The sequence below is a fragment of the Vibrio limimangrovi genome (assembly GCF_054064025.1).
In genome coordinates, this window is sequence record NZ_JBSUGF010000002.1 from 385788 (window position 1) to 405111 (window position 19324).

Annotated in this window: 16 protein-coding genes; 9 read left to right on the forward strand and 7 right to left on the reverse strand. The window is 46.0% G+C overall.

Annotation, left to right across the window (positions count from 1 at the left end):
• Positions 1–176: 176 nt before the first annotated feature.
• The 3 genes from ACWYU8_RS03790 to hrpB form a co-directional block, all read right to left on the reverse strand.
• Entirely contained in the window at positions 177–2495 is a 2319-nt protein-coding gene (locus tag ACWYU8_RS03790; RefSeq protein ID WP_457517279.1) for a patatin-like phospholipase family protein, read from the reverse strand.
• 138 nt (positions 2496–2633) lie between these two features.
• Positions 2634–5003, reverse strand: coding sequence for a penicillin-binding protein 1B (gene mrcB / locus ACWYU8_RS03795; protein WP_457517281.1), 2370 nt, complete (start codon positions 5001–5003; stop codon positions 2634–2636).
• A complete protein-coding gene (gene hrpB, locus ACWYU8_RS03800; RefSeq protein ID WP_457517283.1) occupies positions 4996–7464 on the reverse strand; it encodes an ATP-dependent helicase HrpB in 2469 nt (822 codons plus the stop codon). The genes mrcB and hrpB overlap by 8 nt, the downstream gene beginning before the upstream one ends.
• Before the next feature lie 67 nt (positions 7465–7531).
• Here hrpB and sfsA point away from each other — a divergent pair, with 67 nt between their 5' ends.
• From sfsA to panC, 7 genes are all read left to right on the forward strand, one after another.
• Entirely contained in the window at positions 7532–8260 is a 729-nt protein-coding gene (sfsA, locus tag ACWYU8_RS03805; RefSeq protein WP_457517285.1) for a DNA/RNA nuclease SfsA, read from the forward strand.
• Between the two features lie 124 nt (positions 8261–8384).
• The gene (dksA, locus tag ACWYU8_RS03810) at positions 8385–8831 is read left to right on the forward strand and encodes an RNA polymerase-binding protein DksA (RefSeq protein WP_444495081.1); all 447 of its coding nucleotides are present in this window, start codon (positions 8385–8387) and stop codon (positions 8829–8831) included.
• Between the two features lie 76 nt (positions 8832–8907).
• Complete coding sequence (gene gluQRS / locus ACWYU8_RS03815; RefSeq protein WP_457517287.1) at positions 8908–9771, forward strand: tRNA glutamyl-Q(34) synthetase GluQRS; 864 nt, start codon at positions 8908–8910, stop codon at positions 9769–9771.
• 102 nt (positions 9772–9873) lie between these two features.
• On the forward strand, positions 9874–11238 hold the full coding sequence (pcnB, locus tag ACWYU8_RS03820; RefSeq protein ID WP_457517289.1) for a polynucleotide adenylyltransferase PcnB: 1365 nt from the start codon (positions 9874–9876) through the stop codon (positions 11236–11238).
• Entirely contained in the window at positions 11235–11720 is a 486-nt protein-coding gene (gene folK, locus ACWYU8_RS03825) for a 2-amino-4-hydroxy-6-hydroxymethyldihydropteridine diphosphokinase (protein WP_457517291.1), read from the forward strand. Before pcnB ends, folK begins: the two co-directional genes overlap by 4 nt.
• A 24-nt stretch (positions 11721–11744) precedes the next feature.
• Positions 11745–12539 carry a 3-methyl-2-oxobutanoate hydroxymethyltransferase gene (gene panB / locus ACWYU8_RS03830; protein ID WP_457517293.1) on the forward strand — a complete coding sequence of 265 codons (795 nt, stop codon included), beginning with the start codon at positions 11745–11747 and terminating at the stop codon, positions 12537–12539.
• Between the two features lie 11 nt (positions 12540–12550).
• Positions 12551–13456, forward strand: a complete 906-nt coding sequence (panC, locus tag ACWYU8_RS03835; RefSeq protein ID WP_457517295.1) for a pantoate--beta-alanine ligase — start codon at positions 12551–12553, stop codon at positions 13454–13456.
• A gap of 91 nt (positions 13457–13547) precedes the next feature.
• Here the strand turns inward: panC and ACWYU8_RS03840 are convergent, their stop codons facing one another.
• Together ACWYU8_RS03840 and ACWYU8_RS03845 are read right to left on the reverse strand one after the other, a co-directional pair.
• Positions 13548–14318, reverse strand: coding sequence for an ABC transporter permease (locus ACWYU8_RS03840; RefSeq protein WP_457517297.1), 771 nt, complete (start codon positions 14316–14318; stop codon positions 13548–13550).
• Positions 14319–15236: an ABC transporter ATP-binding protein gene (locus ACWYU8_RS03845; RefSeq protein WP_457517298.1), complete on the reverse strand. Its 918-nt coding sequence runs from the start codon at positions 15234–15236 to the stop codon at positions 14319–14321.
• A 249-nt stretch (positions 15237–15485) separates the two neighbouring features.
• Between ACWYU8_RS03845 and can the strand changes: the two genes are divergently transcribed.
• A complete protein-coding gene (can, locus tag ACWYU8_RS03850; RefSeq protein WP_457517299.1) occupies positions 15486–16154 on the forward strand; it encodes a carbonate dehydratase in 669 nt (222 codons plus the stop codon).
• A 71-nt stretch (positions 16155–16225) separates the two neighbouring features.
• On the opposite strand, the gene hpt is transcribed toward can, so the two are convergent.
• Positions 16226–16756 carry a hypoxanthine phosphoribosyltransferase gene (gene hpt / locus ACWYU8_RS03855; protein WP_444495090.1) on the reverse strand — a complete coding sequence of 177 codons (531 nt, stop codon included), beginning with the start codon at positions 16754–16756 and terminating at the stop codon, positions 16226–16228.
• Positions 16757–17075: 319 nt separating this feature from the next.
• On the opposite strand from hpt, the gene ACWYU8_RS03860 reads away from it, so the two are divergent.
• A complete protein-coding gene (locus ACWYU8_RS03860) occupies positions 17076–17690 on the forward strand; it encodes a LuxR/HapR/OpaR family quorum-sensing transcriptional regulator (protein ID WP_457517300.1) in 615 nt (204 codons plus the stop codon).
• An 83-nt stretch (positions 17691–17773) separates the two neighbouring features.
• Here ACWYU8_RS03860 and lpdA read toward each other — a convergent pair whose 3' ends face one another.
• On the reverse strand, positions 17774–19201 hold the full coding sequence (gene lpdA, locus ACWYU8_RS03865; protein WP_444495092.1) for a dihydrolipoyl dehydrogenase: 1428 nt from the start codon (positions 19199–19201) through the stop codon (positions 17774–17776).
• Between the last annotated feature and the right edge of the window lie 123 nt (positions 19202–19324).

Genomic DNA, 19324 nt, shown 5'->3' on the forward strand with positions numbered 1-19324 from the left:
CTTGTTTTCATTCAATAATGATTGAGAAACAGCGCCGTAGAGGCCAAACTGTGGGCGACAGGATAGCAAATTTAACCTTCAATTAAAATCTCATCATTTTGACCAACATAGCAAGTTACGACTAAAGTTCTGCTAATTTTGAAAAAATATGTCGAGGTTTTGCTTTCTTTTACCCATTAATTAAACGAGGTTCCTACGATCAAATACACAGCTTCTAAGTCCTGCTCCGTACGACCATAAGCCAACATTATAGGCCCAATTGGGGAATCTACACCAAAAAATACTGAGCCCGCGTTATATAAAGGCGCTTCATTTAAATTCAAATCATTATCCGACCAGACGCCACCATATTCTACTGATGCACCTATATATACCGGCGCCTCAAACAAGCCGAAATCATTATCAAACCATTTATAACGATAGACCAGACTGCTAAAGAATAAGTCCTGTCCAATTAAGCTATTTCTCGGAATACCCGAAAGGTTTAAGAAGCCACCGAGTTCGCGCGGATCGAGTGGGATGGTGGAATTTTTACTCTCAACAAAACTATATTCAGCATGTCCGACTAAAGTATGACGCTGATGACTCACTGCACCTTTAAATCGAGCGGAAATTTCATACACCGTATCTTCTACCGTGGACTCCGAGTCTAAGACACTATCGCCTTCAGGACTTTTGTCATGAGAAACTAAATATTCCAGGTCGACAAACAGACCACGAGTTGGGAAAGCAAAGTCATCAAGGGTGTCTAAACGATACCTCGCAAACAAGCCAAGTCGATCAAAATCCAATTTACCAGCAGAGGCAAGCGTAGAAAGTTCAATGCTCCCCGTTGAATATCTGCCCCCAAAGAGCAATTCTTGCCATAACGTTGGCTGAATACCAATTGAAAGCTCTGAGGTAAAATCACTGTATGAGATAGGGAAAAAGTCATCGACAGCGCCAATGTCTGGGTTTTGAAAATCGTTTAGGGGTAAGTTTCGCTCTTCATTACTGTATCCCATTCTTGCAGAAACAAAAAGCTGCTGACTGGATTGAATCGGAGAGTACAGTTCCGCTTCAATCAGCTTATCTGTCCCCATTTCTACATTAAACGCCAGTTCTGCACCATGAGAATTCAGATTGGTAAAGTTGGTCGACATACCGATGCCGTACTGACTGTCGGTATCAAAATCATCTTCAAGGAAAAAGCGAAAGTTTAGGTAGTTTGGCCCCCAGGACTTTTCGTTTACCGTAAATACCAGCCTTGTTGAACCATCAACTTCTTCGTAGTCATAAGTAATTAACTCAAAGCGATCAAGTGCATAAAGGTTTTCAACGGCTTTTTCGATTTCTTCCATCGGGATTTTACGACCCGTTTCTAAATGCAGGCGATTGGTCAGCAGCACATCACTGTAGTGCGTGTTATTGATGATCACGACTTCATTAACCACACGATCATCGCCGTACACTAAGGTTTTTCGCACTTCTTGTTTATGTTCGATGTATTGCTGGTATTCCGCACTTGAGACTCTTAACCCCTCAAGTTTCGACGCCATCTCTTTGGTGATCTCATACCCCGACTGAAACGCCAATGGCATTTTATCGAACTCAACGGTTTCCATTTGGCCAACGTTCGGACGAATATAAATATCTTGTTCTTGAAGCGTTTTGACTTGCTCTTGAGTACTGCGGCGCACAAGATAGTTGGAAAGTTGGTCAGCGACGGTAAACAAGCCAGTAAAGTCTTCCTCGTTTTTATAATCGGTGCTGATATCCACGGCGATGACCACGTCCGCTCCCATTGCGCGGGCAACGTCGACTGGCATGTTATTCACCACACCACCATCAACTAACATGTGGCCATTTAGCTGGTAAGGAGGAAGTGCACCGGGCACAGACATGCTGGCCATCATTGCATCGACCAGATAGCCGTTGCCAATCACCACTTCTTCAAGCTCTAAGATATCCGTAGCAACCGAGCGATAAGGAATGGCAAGTTCATCGAAGGAATCAAAGCGCCCCAAATTACCGGTGGTTTCGCGTAAAACTCGCAGCATATTCTGCCCTTGTACGACACCAGTGGGAGCACGAATTTCACCAAACCGAAGACCTAAGTCCGTGTTGATTTGATAACGGTCTTCATATTCTTTGTCTCGAACCCGGCGCTGGCTTCGGTCGACGCGATCCCGATAGCCACCATTCCAGTCGACTGTATAGATAAAACTTTCAATCTCATCGGCACTCATGCCCGTCGCATATAAGCCACCAACATACGCTCCCATGCTTGTTCCGGTAATGATATCAACAGGGATATTCATCTCTTCGAGTGCTTTGAGTACACCAATATGAGCCGCACCTTTTGCACCACCACCAGCAAGGACGACAGCCACTTTGGGACGTAATACTGACGTATCATCCTGAGCCTGAACCACAGAAGGCGCAACAATCAAAAAGAGGCTAACCCAAAGCGCTAAATAGCGAGTTAACGGGCTTAATGACAACTTTTTGAACATTCACATCTTCCTTTATTGAATCTCTGATTACATGGGCGTGATGGCGACAGGTAGTCAGCATCACCTCTCGCTCCACACGCCTTAATATGTACTAAGAATTGTCCAGTTAAACAAGTTTATGAACTCTATTTAGCGAGATTACCAATCAAATAACTCATTAAACCAGTTAGACTTTTTCTCACACTGTTGTCTTATCTGACCAGTTTTATCCCAGACTGGCAGTTTATATTCACTACGACAGTTCATTTCCAGACTTCCGTCAGCGGACTGTTTGAAACCGAGTGTCGTCACTTCTTTCGGCCAGGGAAGCTCTAAACGTTCAGGGATACGCATAGACAAATATTCAGAATAGACGCGTAACGCGCCGCTTGCCCCAGTCAGATTAGTTGGCTTGTTATCGTCTCGTCCCACCCAAACAGTTGTCACTTCGCGACCATCAACCCCAACAAACCAGCTGTCGCGTGTATCATTACTAGTGCCCGTTTTACCCGCTAGTGCAGCCCATGCAAACTGGCTCTGTAAAAAACGCCCCGTGCCCTGAGCGACACCTTGCTTCATCGCGTATGTGGTTAACCAAGCAGCTTGTTCATCAACCTCACGAGAGGAACTTGGCAGTGACTGATATAACACATTGCCTTCCATGTCGATCACTGAACTCAGTGCCGACAATCTAGCTCGCTTGCCTGAGTTCGTCAGCGTTTGATACATCTGTGCCACTTCTAAAGGCGTCAATGAGAACGCGCCAAGAAACATAGAAGGAACCGGGCGAATCTCATTTTTATTTACCCCTAAACGCTCTAATGTATTGGTGACTTCGGGAATACCAAGCTCCATACCCAAACGGACGGTAGGGACGTTAAGCGAAGTCGCCAAAGCCAGATAAAGCGGAACATCGCCACGATATTTTCGGTCATAGTTACGAGGCGTCCAAACCGTACCTTCGCTGCCTTTCAAACTCAGAGGAGTATCGTGCAGTGTGGTTCCCAAGTTGTACTTGTCTGGCTGACCAAGCGCCGTCAGGTAAATCGCTGGTTTAACCAACGACCCAATTGGGCGGCTCGCATTGAGTGCCCGGTTGAAGCCTTCGTAACCGACTCGTTTACCCCCGACCATGGCGCGGATCTCACCGCTGTGACGATCAACCGCTACCGCAGCAGCTTCCAGATCTTTACCACCTCGTTTGGCTAAATCAGGGATCTTCTTAGCAATGGCCTGTTCCATTTTACTTTGCGACACCGGATCCAGAGAGGTGAAAACACGTAAGCCCGTTTCCGCCTTAAACTGATCACCGACTTTTTCTTTCAGTTCGATACTCAACTGTTGAAAGTACGCGGGCTGACGACTGGCAATACGAGGCGTTTTTTGCGTATCTAACGGTCGGCTCGCGGCTTGATCATACTCTTGAGCCGTCAGCATGTTTTGCTCCATCAACAAACGCAGAACCAAGTCACGACGTTCTTTGGTACGTTCTGGATAGCGAACCGGGTTGTAGTATGAAGGACCTTTTACCATCCCCACCAGCATCGCCAGTTGATCAACGCGCAACTCTTGAATCGGAGCGCCGAAGTAATAGCGAGAAGCCAAGCCAAACCCGTGGATCGCTTCACCGCCACTTTGCCCTAAATACACTTCGTTTAAGTAGGCTTCCAATATACGATCTTTGCTGTAGCGATAATCCAGGATCAACGCGATGTAAGCTTCGCGAAGCTTGCGCCACAATGTCTTGTCACGAGTTAAAAACAGGTTCTTCGCCAGCTGCTGCGTCAAGGTACTGCCACCTTGAACCGTACGGCCTGCTTTGATGTTAGCAAGGAGAGCTCGCCCGATCGCCAGTGGAGAAACACCATCATGTTGATAAAAATGACGGTCTTCAGTAGCAAGCAGGGCATCAACCAAAATTTCAGGATACTGATCCCGACGCAGGAATAGTCGTTGCTCATCCTGATCTTTTTCCAGCATTCCCAACATCTTAGGTTCAAGACGCAAATAGCCGAGATCACCCTTAGATTCCAGAGACTGGATTCGTTGCAAGCCACTATCAGAGAAATGCAGCATGACGTGACGATCCGGCTCCGGACCATCAGCAAATTCAAATGGGCGACGAATTAATTCGATGCGAGTCGAAGAGGAAGAGTATTCACCAGGATAACTAGGGTTACTCACCTTGCGATAGTTGAGCACGTCCAGTTCATTCCTCAGCTCTTTAATGGTGAGGTTTTCACCCGGATTTAAATTTAGAATGCGGGCATAGACAACGGTAGGTAACTCAAATAGCTGACCACTAAAGCGCTCTTTTACCACGCTATCCAAATATATGCCGACAAACAGCAATACCGCCGCGAGTGCAATGCCTGCTTTCCAGCCAAACGACCACAACGTCTTTAACCAAGAACGTTTGCCATTGGTAGGCTTTTTGCTCGGAGTACGCTTGGCACGTCTAGCCCTTCGGTTCGTTGTCTCTTTCTTCGCGGGCGTCTTGCTCGCGTTTGGCTTCTTACTGTTAGTCATTATTCAGTTGTCTTTTCGTTTTCGTTGTCGCTACATGGTTTGCTGGATCATCTGGCCACACGTGCTTCGGATAACGGCCTTTCATCTCTTTTTGCACGTCTTTATAGCTCCCCTTCCAAAAGGCGGAGAGTTCCGTGGTCACTTGTAATGGCCGCTGTGCCGGAGACAGCAGCTCAAGTACCAACGGTTTTCGCCCGAGAGCAACCGTTGGCGATACTGACTCGCCAAACATTTCCTGCATCCGTACCGACAAGACTGGCTCATGACCGTATTGGTAGCGAATGCGTTTTTTGGTGCCCGTCGGTAACTGATACTCTTCTGGCAACCAATCACCAAGATTTTGATTTAAAGGCCATCCCAGGCGTGCATTTAATGCTTCAGTCAGATTCACTTTATTCAGATCTTTTACTGAAGATACCGACGCCATGTAAGGTTCCAGCCACGTTTCTAATGATTCGAGCAGACTCGCTTCATCAAAATCTGGCCACTGTTGCTCAGGTAACCATTCTACGGCACAGCGGATCCGTGTAAGCAGGCTTTCTGCAGCCGGAGTCCAGTTTAGACTGCCTATGCCCTGACGGCGGACATAGGTGAGTAAAGCTTGTGTCATTTTTTCTCTACCCGGGCTAGGTAGCGACGCTCGCGCCACAACTAACTGACCAATTTTTAATTGCTTTTCAGCCACTAAACGCCCTCTTTTTTCATCCCAGTCAATGATTTCTTCAGATGAAAATAGTGAGCTAAAAGTCGATTGCAGTATATTGACGTCCAATTCACATGCCAAATGAATTTGGCTCGAATTCGATCGCGAACGCATTAGATCAATCGCCACTATATACGCACATTCACCCAAGGTATCGTCTGGGCGACACTCCGCGCCGTGGCCATTCGCCAGAGTAAATCGGCCATCCTGATTGCTGCGTTGCTGAGCAATACGATCCGGAAATGCCAGACTCAACACCAGCTGCAGTGCGCTTTCATCAACATCAGCAAGGGAAAAAACGCTATCCAGTTTGTACGCTAAAGATTGCGCGCGTTTGAACAACAGTGATCTTTTCGGATGCGTCCCCGTAGCCCAGCGATGCAGACTATGCGAGATATTCGTGACGTTTCTTTCCGGCTCTTCCACAAGGGCGACTGCTGCTAATGCAGTATTTAACATTTTCTCACTGTGCTGCGCAGATTGAATCAGCATAGCGGCAGCGCGAGGCTCAACACCAAGTTCATGCGCCTGTTTGCCGTCCGCCGTCAATTGGCCCTGCTCGGTTAACTGTCCGAGAGAAATCAATAGCTGCTTCGCCTGATTCAAAGCCGCGTGAGAAGGAATATCGAGCCATTTAAGTTCCTGAATGTCGCTCGTTCCCCAATAAGCTAACTCCATCACCAGACTGGCAAGATCTGAATGCAAAATTTCAGGTTGCGGCACCACAGGTTGCTGCTTGAGCTGGCTTTCGGAATAAAGACGAACGCAAATCCCCTCTTCAATTCGGCCTGCTCGTCCCATACGCTGAATGGCCGATGACTGGGCGATACGCACTTGTTCCAGTCGGGTGAGCCCGTTTTTCAAATCAAAACGCGCGATACGCTCTAAACCAGAATCAACAACAAGGCGAATCCCTTCAATGGTCAGAGAGGTTTCCGCGATATTGGTTGCCAGTACGACTTTGCGTTTCCCCTTAGATGCAGGAGAAATAGCCTTTTGCTGATCGGTAAAACTCAATTGCCCATATAGCGGGCATACTTCAACCTCCGCAGGTAAATGAGATAATCGCTCCTCAACCTGCTTGATAGCCGCAACGCCGGGAAGAAACGCCAACACTGAACCGGACTCTTTATTGATCAAGCTCTCAATCATTTTTGCCATAAGACTTGGCAGATGATCGTTGACGCCTAACGGTGCATAGCGAGTTTCGACATCAAAACTTCGCCCTTCTGATTCAATAAAACTCGCTTCGGGTAATAGCGTTTGCAACGCATCTTGATCGAGTGTTGCCGACATCACCACCAGCTTGAGATCATCACGCAGCGCGTCCTGAACTTCTAAACTGAATGCCAAAGCAGTATCTGCATGAATACTACGCTCATGAAATTCATCGAAAATCAGCAGATCAACACCAACCAGCTCAGGGTCGTTTTGGATCATGCGCGTCATGATCCCTTCAGTCACGATCTCCAATTGCGTTGCAGCGCTTACCTTTGTTTCACCACGGACACGATATCCGACCCTCTGGCCAACTTGTTCACCTAATTGCTCGGCTAAATAACGCGCGATATTGCGTGCTGCTAATCGTCTGGGCTCAAGCATAATTATTTTTCCGGTCACCAGTTGGTGCTCCAGAAGTTGTAGAGGGAAGTAAGTCGACTTACCCGCACCTGGCGCGGCTTTTAAGATCACCTGATGTTGATTTTTGACCGCCGCAAGTAGCTGAGGCATCACGGCTTCAATCGGCAATTGTGACAAAGGAAATACCTTATGGTGTAATGGTGGCAACATTGTACATAAAAACTTTCCCGTCTAAATAAGCAATATGCATTTCGAACCCGCTTTAGAGTCAGCTACTCTACTCAAACGCTATAAACGCTTTCTTGCCGATATTGAACTTGATAACGGCGAAATTCGCACTATCCATTGTGCCAATACCGGGGCCATGACTGGCTGTGCCACGCCCGGTAACAAAGTTTGGTACTCAACATCCGATAATCCTAAGCGGAAATATCCCAATAGTTGGGAATTGAGTGAAACCGAACTCGGCCACCGTATTTGTATCAATACCGCACGGGCGAACCAGTTAGCCATTGAGGCTATTGAAAACAATGTAATTTCAGAGCTTTGTGGTTACGACACACTTCAAACTGAAGTAAAATATGGCAATGAAAATAGTCGAATTGATATCTTGCTCAGCGCAAGTGACAAACCAAAGTGTTATATAGAAGTGAAAAGCGTCACTCTTCTAGATGAGACTAGCTCAAAGGGGCAAGGATACTTTCCCGATGCGGTCACCACTCGTGGACAAAAGCATTTGAGAGAGCTCACAGAAATGGCACAAACTGGAAGCCGAGCCATACTTTTATTTGCTGTTTTACACTCAGGTATTGAAAAAGTATCCGCGGCACACCATATAGACGCACAATATTCACTATTACTTAAACAAGCACAAGACGCTGGAGTAGAAGTTCTCTGCTACAAAGCTGAACTGAGCAGTACTGACATAACACTGATTTCTGCTGTTGATTTCATCAATTTAGAGAAAAAATGATGTTGTCTTCACATTGACGATAAGTTTGCAAATCAGTATTTGCTTGCACCGCCTCTTTTTGCTATAGATACCCGCCTTAAATAGACTGCGTAGCAGTTGACTAGGTGTAAGTAGGAGATGCTGTATGCCAGAATCAAAGAAGAAAACAATTGGCATCCTAGCCATTGCAGGCGTGGAGCCATATCAGGAAAAACCTGGTGAAGAGTACATGTCACCAGCACAGGTTGAGCACTTTACGAAAATCTTAACGGCTTGGCGAGATCAACTAAGAGTTGAAGTGGATCGTACTGTTCACCACATGCAGGACGAAGCAGCAAACTTCCCAGATCCAGTTGACCGCGCTTCCCAAGAAGAAGAGTTCAGCCTAGAACTGCGTAATCGTGACCGTGAACGCCGTTTGATCAAGAAGATTGAAAAGACGCTAGACAAAATCAAAGACGATGACTTCGGCTACTGTGAGTCTTGTGGCGTAGAGATTGGCGTTCGCCGTCTTGAAGCACGTCCAACTGCAGACCTTTGTATTGACTGTAAAACACTTGCAGAAATCAAAGAGAAGCAGATGCAAGGTTAATTCCTACGCATTTTGATTACTGAAGGGAGCTCTGGCTCCCTTTTTGTTTTGGCTTATCTGTTTGAGATTCACACGCATGACAAGCTATGTTGGCCGATTCGCCCCATCTCCTTCCGGTCCGCTGCATTTTGGCTCCCTGGTCGCTGCCCTTGGTAGTTATTTCCAGGCAAAAGCTAATCATGGTAAGTGGTTAGTTCGAATAGAAGACCTAGACCCTCCCAGAGAAATGCCCGGAGCAGCAGAAGCCATTTTAGCAGCACTGCAAGCTTACGAGTTGTTCTGGGATGGTAAAGTGGTTTATCAGAGCCAACGTCATCACCTTTATCAGGCCCAAATTGATGCCTGGATCGAAAATGGCGATGCATACTACTGCCAGTGTACGCGTAAGCAAATTAGAGAACACGGTGGATTTTATCCAGGCACTTGCCGAGATAAAAACTTGAAAGATGGCGCAATACGCCTAAAAATGACCAAACCAGTTGCCAGTTTCGTTGACCAGAAACATGGAACCATACAAATCCCTGAGCAGTTGGTTAATGAAGATTTCATTATTAAACGTCGAGATGGGTTATTTGCCTATAATCTTGCGGTAGTATTAGATGACATCAACCAAGGGGTGACCGAAGTCGTTCGAGGTGCAGATTTAATTGAACCCACTGGACGTCAGATCAGCTTGTACCAAATCCTTGGTCAACCCGAGGTAAGTTACTTGCACTTACCATTGGCGATGGACAATAACGGCAATAAACTGTCGAAACAAAATCACGCAACGGCTATTGATATTGATAACCCCAAGCCAGCTCTGCTGCGCGCTATGATGTTTTTGGGCTTTGATATACCCGAAGAGATAAAAGTGGGCAAGATTGCAGAAATTCTTCGTTGGGGCTGCGAGAACTGGCGGTTGGAACAGCTTCCAGCTGAGATCGAGATCACTGTATGATTCTCAAATGACCCCATGTAGTGCTATCATTAGCCGCAAAATCAGCCCTAGGGCACAGAAAACTAACCAACGCAAAATTGGATTAAACCCAGTTATTGCCAGATGCAGATGAATACAAACGACTATACACCAAGCGAACCTGCCACAATTCCAGAGCTCGCTCTCAATGTAATAACTCGTGAAGAGCACAACATTTCGCGTAAGCAGATCAGTGATAATGCACTGAAGGTACTGTACCGTCTTAATGGTGCTGGTTTCGATGCTTTTCTTGTGGGCGGCGGGGTTCGAGACTTACTGCTTGGACAAAAACCGAAAGACTTTGATATTGCGACTAACGCAACGCCAGAGCAAATTAAGCAGCTATTTAGAAACTGTCGCCTGATTGGCCGCCGTTTCCGTCTGGCTCATATTATGTTTGGCCGAGACATCATCGAAGTTGCGACTTTCCGTGGTCACCATCAAGAGCAAAAAAACAAAAGTATCTCTCAGCAATCAAAAGAGGGCATGCTGCTACGTGACAATGTCTACGGCACCATTGATGAAGATGCTGAACGTCGGGATTTCACGATCAACTCGATGTACTACAACATCGCTGATTACTCGATTCATGACTATGCCCGTGGAATCGAAGACTTAGAAGACCGTCTGGTTCGCCTGATTGGTGATCCCGAAACCCGCTACCGCGAAGACCCTGTACGCATGCTGCGCGCTATTCGTTTCGCGGTAAAACTCGATTTTGATATCGAAGAAGATACCGCCGCGCCGATCGAAGAAATGTCACCGCTATTGCGTGATATTCCGTCCGCTCGTCTATTCGAAGAATCACTAAAACTCCTGCAGTCTGGCAATGGTTTAGAAACCTATCACCTGCTGCGTGAGTACAATCTGTTCCAGCAGCTGTTCCCTGCGATTTCTGAGCACTTCACTGAAGATTACTCATCGCACACTGAGCAGATGTTGGATCTGGCACTCGATTCTACCGATATGCGCATCGAAGAAGGTAAACGTATCAATCCTGCGTTTATGTTTGCTGCAATGTTGTGGTACCCACTTTGCGCCGTTGCTGACAAGCTTATGGAGCAACGTCACCTTGGTTACTACGATGCCATTATGGAAGCGAGCAACATCATTCTTGATGAGCAAGTTCGTACCATCGCTATCCCAAGACGCCATACCGCGACTATTCGCGAGATTTGGCAACTGCAATTACGTCTGCCACGACGTAGCGGTAAACGTGCATTCCGCCTGATGGAACTGAATAAATTTAGAGCAGGTTTCGACTTCCTTGAAATGCGCGGTGAAGTTGAAGGTGGCGAGACTGAACAACTGGCGAAATGGTGGGCAACTTTCCAAAATGCAGGCCGGGAAATGCGCCAGGCAATGGCAGCCGATCTCGACGATCAGACACCTAAAGGCCCACGTCGCCGTAAAACCTACCGTAAGAAAAAGAGTAAGCCGAAATCATGATCACAGCATACATTGCGGTAGGCAGTAACTTGGCTGATCCCGTCTGCCAGGCAAAGCAAGCGATCGAAGCGTTAAAGGCGTTACCTGACTCCGAATTTATCAAAGCTTCAGAGCTCTACAGCAGCACGCCAATGGGACCACAGAACCAGCCGGATTACATCAATGCGGTCGTGGCGATCAAAACGAATTTGACGCCTCTGCAACTGCTCGATTGCACTCAAGCAATTGAGCTGGAGCAAGGGCGTGTCCGTAAAGATGAGCGTTGGGGGCCAAGAACACTGGATCTCGATATCATCCTTTATGGCAATGAGGTGATTAACTCCGAAAGACTGACCATTCCTCACTACGGAATGAAAGAACGCGAATTCGTGCTCTACCCTCTTGCGGAAATTGCACCAAGTTTACAACTCCCAGATGGGACCGAGGTCTCGACCCTACTCAAACAAGTAGATAGAAACGGCCTCAATATTTGGCAGTCATAGCCAACTCCTAGTAAGGATAAAACAATGAAAAAAATGACCATCAACGACCTTATGAAGTGGAAACAGGAAGGTCGTAAATTTGCTACTTCAACGGCTTACGATGCAAGCTTTGCCCAGCTTTTTGAAAGCCAGGAAATGCCGGTTCTGCTGGTGGGTGACTCCCTGGGTATGGTACTACAAGGTGAAAACGATACGCTGCCAGTAACGGTAGAAGATATCGTATACCACACTCGCTGCGTTCGTGCAGGCAGCCCAAATTGTTTGCTGATGGCAGACATGCCATTCATGAGCTACACCACTCCAGAGCAAGCGTGTGAAAACGCAGCGAAAATAGTGCGCGCTGGTGCCAACATGGTGAAAATCGAAGGTGGTGAGTGGTTAGTCGATACCGTCAAAATGCTCACTGAACGTGCTGTACCTGTATGTGCACACCTTGGTCTGACGCCTCAATCGGTCAACATCTTTGGTGGTTACAAAGTACAAGGCCGTGATCAGGAAAAAGCCGATCGCATGGTAAAAGATGCACTGGCACTGCAAGAAGCTGGCGCTCAAATTATTCTCCTCGAATGTGTGCCTGCCTCACTAGCGGAACGCATCACTCAGTTACTCGACGTGCCTGTTATCGGCATTGGTGCGGGTAACGTGACAGATGGTCAAATTCTTGTCATGCATGATATGTTCGGCATCTCAGCCAACTACATGCCAAAATTCTCCAAAAACTTTCTTGCTGAAACAGGTGATATGCGCAAAGCCGTTGCAAAATACATGGAAGATGTTGCAAACGGTGTATTCCCAGACGACGCTCATACCATTGCTTAGAGGATAAGTGAATGCAAACTTTTGCGGAAATTTCAGCGGTTCGTGAACAGGTAAAAACCTATAAGCGTGAAGGTCGTAAAATCGCGTTTGTCCCAACTATGGGCAATCTTCACGACGGTCACTTAACATTAGTTCGTAAAGCGCGTGAATACGCTGATATCGTGGTCGTAAGTATCTTTGTTAACCCAATGCAGTTTGAACGGGCCGACGATCTAAATAATTACCCAAGAACAATCGATGAAGATCTGAGCAAACTAGCAGCTGAAGGTGTCGAGTTGGTATTTACCCCAACACCAGAGATTATCTACCCAGAAGGTTTAGATAAGCAGACTTCTGTCGATGTTCCGGGTCTTTCGACCATCCTAGAAGGTGCGTCACGTCCGGGTCACTTCCGCGGCGTAACAACAATCGTCAATAAGCTGTTTAATATTGTCCAGCCAGACGTAGCTTGCTTTGGCGAAAAAGACTTTCAGCAACTTGCTGTCATCCGTAAGATGGTTGAAGATCTGGCTATCGACATTGAGATCGTTGGTGTTCCTACTGTACGTGAAATGGACGGCCTCGCGATGAGTTCGCGCAATGGCTTGCTCACGCTGGATGAACGTCAGCGTGCTCCCGTTCTTGCTCGTACCATGCGCTGGATTAGCAGTGCAATGCGTGGGGGTCGTGATGATTACGCTTCGATTGTAGAAGATGCTAATGATCAGTTGCGTGCGGCAGGATTACATCCAGATGAAATCTTCATTCGTGATGCCCGCACGTTACAAACGATTACAGCAGAAACCACTCAAGCGGTGATTCTGATGTCAGCATTCTTAGGCAAAGCTCGTCTTATCGACAATCAGACTGTTGATATTACCGTAGAAACCAAAGACACCTCAGAATCTGGCGATACCGATGCCACCAGCGCTGAGTAAGCAAAATCCAAAATGAAAAAGGTCGACTCAGCGTCGACCTTTTTCGTATCTAATCGCTCCCTTCAAATTGCCAGAGAGCGTATTTCAAACGCTATGAACGCAGACCAATACCTTTAGTCACCAAGTAGTGAGCGATAGCGTACAACGCAACCACAAATACCATCAGTACACTGAAGGAAGTCACAATACCTACATCAGAAACGCCAAGGAATCCGTAGCGGAATGCGTTTACCATATACACAATCGGGTTGACTTTCGATACGCCCTGCCAGAATTCAGGCAGCAGGCTGATCGAATAAAACACACCGCCCAGATAGGTCAGTGGCGTCAGTACAAAAGTAGGAATGATGGAAATATCATCGAAGGTTTTTGCGTAAACCGCATTAATTAAGCCACCGAGTGCGAACACCACTGAGGTCAGGAACACAGTAGCAATGATGATGCCCCAGTGATCCACTTGCAGATCGACAAATAACAGCGACACACAGGTTACCAGCGCGCCAACTAACAAGCCACGAGTCACCCCACCCATCACGTAACCCATGATGATCACATAATTCGGTACCGGCGCAACCAGCAACTCTTCAATGTTTTTTTGTAGCTTGGCACTAAAGAAAGACGAAGCGACGTTGGAATAAGAGTTGGTGATCACCGACATCATAATCAGGCCAGGAACGATATATTCCATGTAGGTAAAACCGCTCATTTCACCAATTCTGGAGCCAATCAGATTACCAAAAATGATGAAGTAGAGTGTCATCGTAATCGCTGGCGGAACCAGAGTTTGTATCCAGATGCGAGAGAAACGCGTGATTTCTTTGCCCAGCAAACTGCGAAATGCCGTCCAATATAATCCGTACATTTACTTACTCCCTTCTCTTACAATGCTGACAAACAACTCTTCCAGTCGGTTGGCTTTATTTCGCATCGACAATACTTTGATGCCATGCTCGGTAAGTTGGCTAAACACTGAGTTCAGGCCCTGGCTCTTATCCAGTTCAATCTCAAGGGAACCTTCGGATAAACTCTGGCCATTCACCCCGGCCAGCTCTGGGACGTCACCATCACACTCAATATCAAGAATAAAAGTTTCCACGCTTAGCTTACTGAGCAACGCCTTCATCGTCGTGTTTTCTATCAGCTCACCACGACTGATGATGCCGATATTACGACATAGCATCTCGGCTTCTTCCAGATAGTGCGTCGTCAGGATAATAGTAATCCCCTGCTGTTGGTTGATCTCTTTAAGGAAATCCCACATTGATCGACGCAATTCAATATCCACACCAGCGGTAGGCTCGTCCAGAATCAACAGTTTAGGTTCATGCATCAAAGCACGAGCGATCATAAGACGACGTTTCATACCGCCAGACAGATTGCGGGCACGCTCTTTACGCTTTTCCCACAGATCGAGCTTCTTGAGGTACTTCTCAGCGCGTTCTTTGGCCAGCGCTTTTGGTACGCCGTAATAACCCGCCTGCTGTATGACGATCTGCTCAACCGTTTCAAACTGGTTGAAGTTAAACTCCTGAGGAACCAGACCTAAATTTTGCTTGGCTAATTCCAGATCGGTATCAATGTCATATCCAAAAACTTTGGTGGTTCCGGAAGTTTTATTAACTAGAGAAGCAATAATGCCGATTGTGGTTGATTTCCCTGCACCATTTGGGCCGAGAAGCGCGTAAAAGTCACCCTTTTTAACTTGTAGACTGATGCCTTTTAACGCTTCAAAGCCGCCTGCATACGTCTTTCGTAGCTGTTCGATTTCTAATGCGTACATAATGAAGCTCTTTTTTGGAGATACCGTATATGTGCCGATTTTAACGGCAGTTTTCAACCCTAAGCCAAAAATAGTTTTTAACTTCCAGAAATAGATTCTCGAATACCCTTACCATTCTCGCAGTTGTTAATCGATAGAAATCATGGATAATTTTCTCTACTGCTCAGATGAGTGTTCTCCAGGCGAAATAGTCAGAGATTGATGTAATGACATTGTGTATAGTTGGAACAGCAATTTAAGGGAAGTAACATGCCAGAAATTAAACAACTATTCGAAAACAACTCAAAGTGGTCAGAGTCGATTAAAGCCGACCGCCCAGAGTATTTTACTCAGCTTGCTGAAGGTCAGAATCCAGATTTCTTGTGGATTGGTTGTTCAGACAGCCGTGTACCAGCAGAACGTTTAACTGGCCTATATTCAGGCGAATTGTTCGTTCACCGTAACGTTGCGAACCAAGTTGTTCACACTGACTTAAACTGTCTTTCTGTTGTTCAGTATGCAGTTGATGTGCTTAAAGTGAAGCACATTATTGTGTGTGGTCACTATGGATGTGGTGGTGTTACTGCATCAATCGACAATCCACAACTTGGTTTGATCAATAACTGGTTACTGCACATTCGTGATTTGTACTTTAAGCACCGTAAATACATTGAGTTGATGCCAGAGTCAGATCGCTCTGATAAGTTAGCTGAAATCAACGTAGCTGAACAAGTTCACAACCTGGCAAACTCCACCATTTTGCAAAATGCATGGGAACGTGGACAAGAAATTGAGCTTCACGGTGTGGTCTATGGTATCGAAGATGGCAAGCTAGAGTACTTAGGTGTTCGCTGTAATTCTCGTGAAACCATTAATGACAGTTACAACAAAGCAATGGAAAAAATTCTTAATCCAGAACACAAACTGCTTTGTCGCTAATCGCTTTCTATAAGCAATGAACACAAAAAGCCCACGCGATGTGGGCTTTTTTTCGTTTTTAATTCCGGCAATTATTCTTGCGGAACGACTTTACCGATGAATGGTAAATGACGGTATTTCTGCGCGTAATCGATACCCACACCGACGACAAACTCATCTGGAATTTCAAAACCGATCCAATCTACCGGTACATTGACTTCACGACGAGATGGCTTATCCAGTAGTGTACAAATTGCGATAGATTTAGGTTCACGCAGAGACAGGATTTCACGAATCTTGTTCAGCGTGTTACCTGTGTCGATAATGTCTTCAACAAGCAGGACGTCTTTGCCTTTGATATCGTCGTCTAAATCTTTCAGGATACGTACATCACGCGAGCTTTCCATCGTGTTGCCGTAGCTAGATGCTGTCATGAAATCAACTTGGTGAGTCAGGTTAATAGCACGAGCTAAGTCGGCCATAAATACAAATGAACCACGTAATAAGCCAACCAAAACAAGGTCTTCGCTGCCTTGGTAGCGCTCTGTTATTTGCTTGCCTATTTCACGAACTCGCTCCTGAACTTCTTGCTCAGAAATCATGACTTCTACTGTGTGTTTCATACTGTGCTCAATTTAATTGTTGGGTTGAGGTAAGTCGCACGCAAACGCTCACCTAATCTTACGGCGTGTAGTGTATCACCACGCTCATTGGGTTAAAAGTCACAACCCAACGCCAAAATTTCTTGGAAGCTCGACCTGATTTTCTCAATATGGCGGGAAATGTATCAACAATCATGACATTGCTGTCTATAAATTACACAACAACGGTTGACCTTGCTTATATGCACCATTACACTCATCAATTGCTTTAAGCAATTATTAAAATAATCAATTAGGGGGATTTCCCCCCATATACAACTAAAATGGCAAGGTAAATATAATGGACTCAATCGTAAAGAGAGCCCGCACTAGGCTTTCCCCTATTAAACGTAAGCAACAACTCATGGAAATAGCGTTGGAAGTGTTTGCGCGTCGCGGCATTGGTCGTGGTGGTCACGCCGACATTGCCGAAATCGCCCAAGTATCGGTTGCTACTGTTTTTAACTATTTCCCAACCCGAGAAGATCTTGTTGATGAAGTGCTGAACCACGTAGTACGTCAGTTCTCGAACTTCCTTTCCGATAACATCGACTTAGATCTGCACGCTCGCGAGAATATCGCCAATATCACCAGCGCAATGATCGAATTGGTAAACCAAGATTGCCACTGGCTGAAAGTATGGTTTGAGTGGAGTGCATCAACACGTGATGAGGTTTGGCCGTTATTTGTGTCAACAAACCGCACCAATCAGCTATTGGTAAAAAACATGTTCATTAAAGCGATTGAACGTGGTGAAGTCAGCACCACCCATAATCCAGAGCATTTGACCAACCTTTTCCATGGTATTTGCTACTCGCTGTTTGTTCAGGCAAACCGTTTTAAAAGCGAAGATGAACTGAAGAGCCTTATCGACTCATACCTTGATATGCTTTCTATCTATGATAGCGTTCAATAAAGTTTTAAATCAGAACTAACCTTTCACGTACAAAAAAGCCGCTGATATTTCAGCGGCTTTCGTTAATCAGTCAGTAAAGAATCTTACTTCTTCTTAACTGCTTTTTTGTTTGGAAGGTCAGTGATTGAACCTTCAAATACTTCAGCAGCCAGACCTACAGACTCGTGTAGAGTTGGGTGAGCGTGGATAGTCAGAGCGATATCTTCTGCATCACAACCCATCTCGATCGCAAGACCGATTTCGCCTAGTAGTTCACCACCGTTAGTACCAACGATAGCACCACCGATAACGCGGTGAGTTTCTTTGTCGAAGATTAGCTTAGTCATACCGTCAGAACAGTCAGATGCGATTGCACGACCTGATGCTGCCCATGGGAATGTTGCCACTTCGTACTTGATACCTGCTTCTTTCGCTTCTTTTTCAGTCTTACCAACCCAAGCAACTTCTGGCTCAGTGTACGCGATTGAAGGGATAACTTTAGGGTCGAAGTAGTGCTTCTTACCAGAGATAACTTCAGCAGCTACGTGACCTTCGTGCACACCTTTGTGAGCAAGCATTGGTTGACCAACAACATCGCCGATCGCGAAGATGTGAGGAACATTAGTACGCATTTGCTTGTCAACGTTGATGAAGCCACGCTCGTCGATTTCCAGACCCGCTTTTTCACCGTCGATTAGCTTACCGTTTGGTACACGACCGATAGCAACTAGAACAGCATCGTAGCGCTCTGCTTCAGCAGGTGCTTTCTTGCCTTCCATTGAAACGTAGATACCGTCTTCTTTCGCTTCAACTGCCGTTACTTTAGTTTCTAGCATCAGCTTGAACTTGTTTTGGATACGTTTGGTGAAAACCTTAACGATATCTTTATCTGCCGCAGGGATTACCTGGTCAAACATCTCAACAACGTCAACTTTAGAACCTAGAGAGTGGTAAACCGTACCCATTTCCAGACCGATTATACCACCACCCATGATAAGTAGTTTTTCTGGCACTTCTTTTAGTTCAAGAGCGTCAGTAGAGTCCCAAATACGTGGGTCTTCATGTGGGATAAATGGCAGTTTGATTGGGCGAGAACCCGCCGCAATGATTGCGTTGTCGAAGTTAACAACCGTTGACTCGCCTTCACCTTCTACAAGGATAGATTTAGGGCCAGTAAACTTACCGTAACCGTTAACAACCGTTACGTTACGCATCTTAGCCATGCCACCTAGGCCGCCAGTCAGTTGGTTAACAACTTTCTCTTTCCAGATACGGATTTTGTTGATGTCAGTTTGCGGTTCGCCAAATACAACACCATGTTCAGCCATTGCTTTCGCTTCTTCAATCACTTTAGAAACGTGAAGAAGTGCTTTCGATGGGATACAACCCACGTTCAGACAAACACCGCCAAGAGTGCTGTAACGTTCAACTAGTACAGTTTCAAGACCTAGATCCGCACAACGGAATGCAGCGGAGTAACCAGCAGGACCAGAACCAAGTACAACAACTTGGGCTTTAATTTCTTTGCTCATTTTGACCTCTTGTAGTCATTATCCCTAACAGGCTGAGTGGTTTTTTGATTCTTTTTGTTTAAGTAAGGTAGTTTAAACAGTGATTTTCAGACCGCTAACAGTTTACAGAGATGTTAATGGCGT

What these genes read in the sequence shown, in the direction of transcription:
- ACWYU8_RS03790 (WP_457517279.1), bottom strand. Translation starts at nt 2,495, where the DNA reads ATGTTCAAAAAGTTGTCATTAAGCCCGTTAACTCGCTATTTAGCGCTT.
- mrcB (WP_457517281.1), bottom strand. Translation starts at nt 5,003, where the DNA reads ATGACTAACAGTAAGAAGCCAAACGCGAGCAAGACGCCCGCGAAGAAA.
- sfsA (WP_457517285.1), top strand. Translation starts at nt 7,532, where the DNA reads ATGCATTTCGAACCCGCTTTAGAGTCAGCTACTCTACTCAAACGCTAT.
- dksA (WP_444495081.1), top strand. Translation starts at nt 8,385, where the DNA reads ATGCCAGAATCAAAGAAGAAAACAATTGGCATCCTAGCCATTGCAGGC.
- gluQRS (WP_457517287.1), top strand. Translation starts at nt 8,908, where the DNA reads ATGACAAGCTATGTTGGCCGATTCGCCCCATCTCCTTCCGGTCCGCTG.
- pcnB (WP_457517289.1), top strand. Translation starts at nt 9,874, where the DNA reads ATGCAGATGAATACAAACGACTATACACCAAGCGAACCTGCCACAATT.
- folK (WP_457517291.1), top strand. Translation starts at nt 11,235, where the DNA reads ATGATCACAGCATACATTGCGGTAGGCAGTAACTTGGCTGATCCCGTC.
- panB (WP_457517293.1), top strand. Translation starts at nt 11,745, where the DNA reads ATGAAAAAAATGACCATCAACGACCTTATGAAGTGGAAACAGGAAGGT.
- panC (WP_457517295.1), top strand. Translation starts at nt 12,551, where the DNA reads ATGCAAACTTTTGCGGAAATTTCAGCGGTTCGTGAACAGGTAAAAACC.
- ACWYU8_RS03840 (WP_457517297.1), bottom strand. Translation starts at nt 14,318, where the DNA reads ATGTACGGATTATATTGGACGGCATTTCGCAGTTTGCTGGGCAAAGAA.
- ACWYU8_RS03845 (WP_457517298.1), bottom strand. Translation starts at nt 15,236, where the DNA reads ATGTACGCATTAGAAATCGAACAGCTACGAAAGACGTATGCAGGCGGC.
- can (WP_457517299.1), top strand. Translation starts at nt 15,486, where the DNA reads ATGCCAGAAATTAAACAACTATTCGAAAACAACTCAAAGTGGTCAGAG.
- hpt (WP_444495090.1), bottom strand. Translation starts at nt 16,756, where the DNA reads ATGAAACACACAGTAGAAGTCATGATTTCTGAGCAAGAAGTTCAGGAG.
- ACWYU8_RS03860 (WP_457517300.1), top strand. Translation starts at nt 17,076, where the DNA reads ATGGACTCAATCGTAAAGAGAGCCCGCACTAGGCTTTCCCCTATTAAA.
- lpdA (WP_444495092.1), bottom strand. Translation starts at nt 19,201, where the DNA reads ATGAGCAAAGAAATTAAAGCCCAAGTTGTTGTACTTGGTTCTGGTCCT.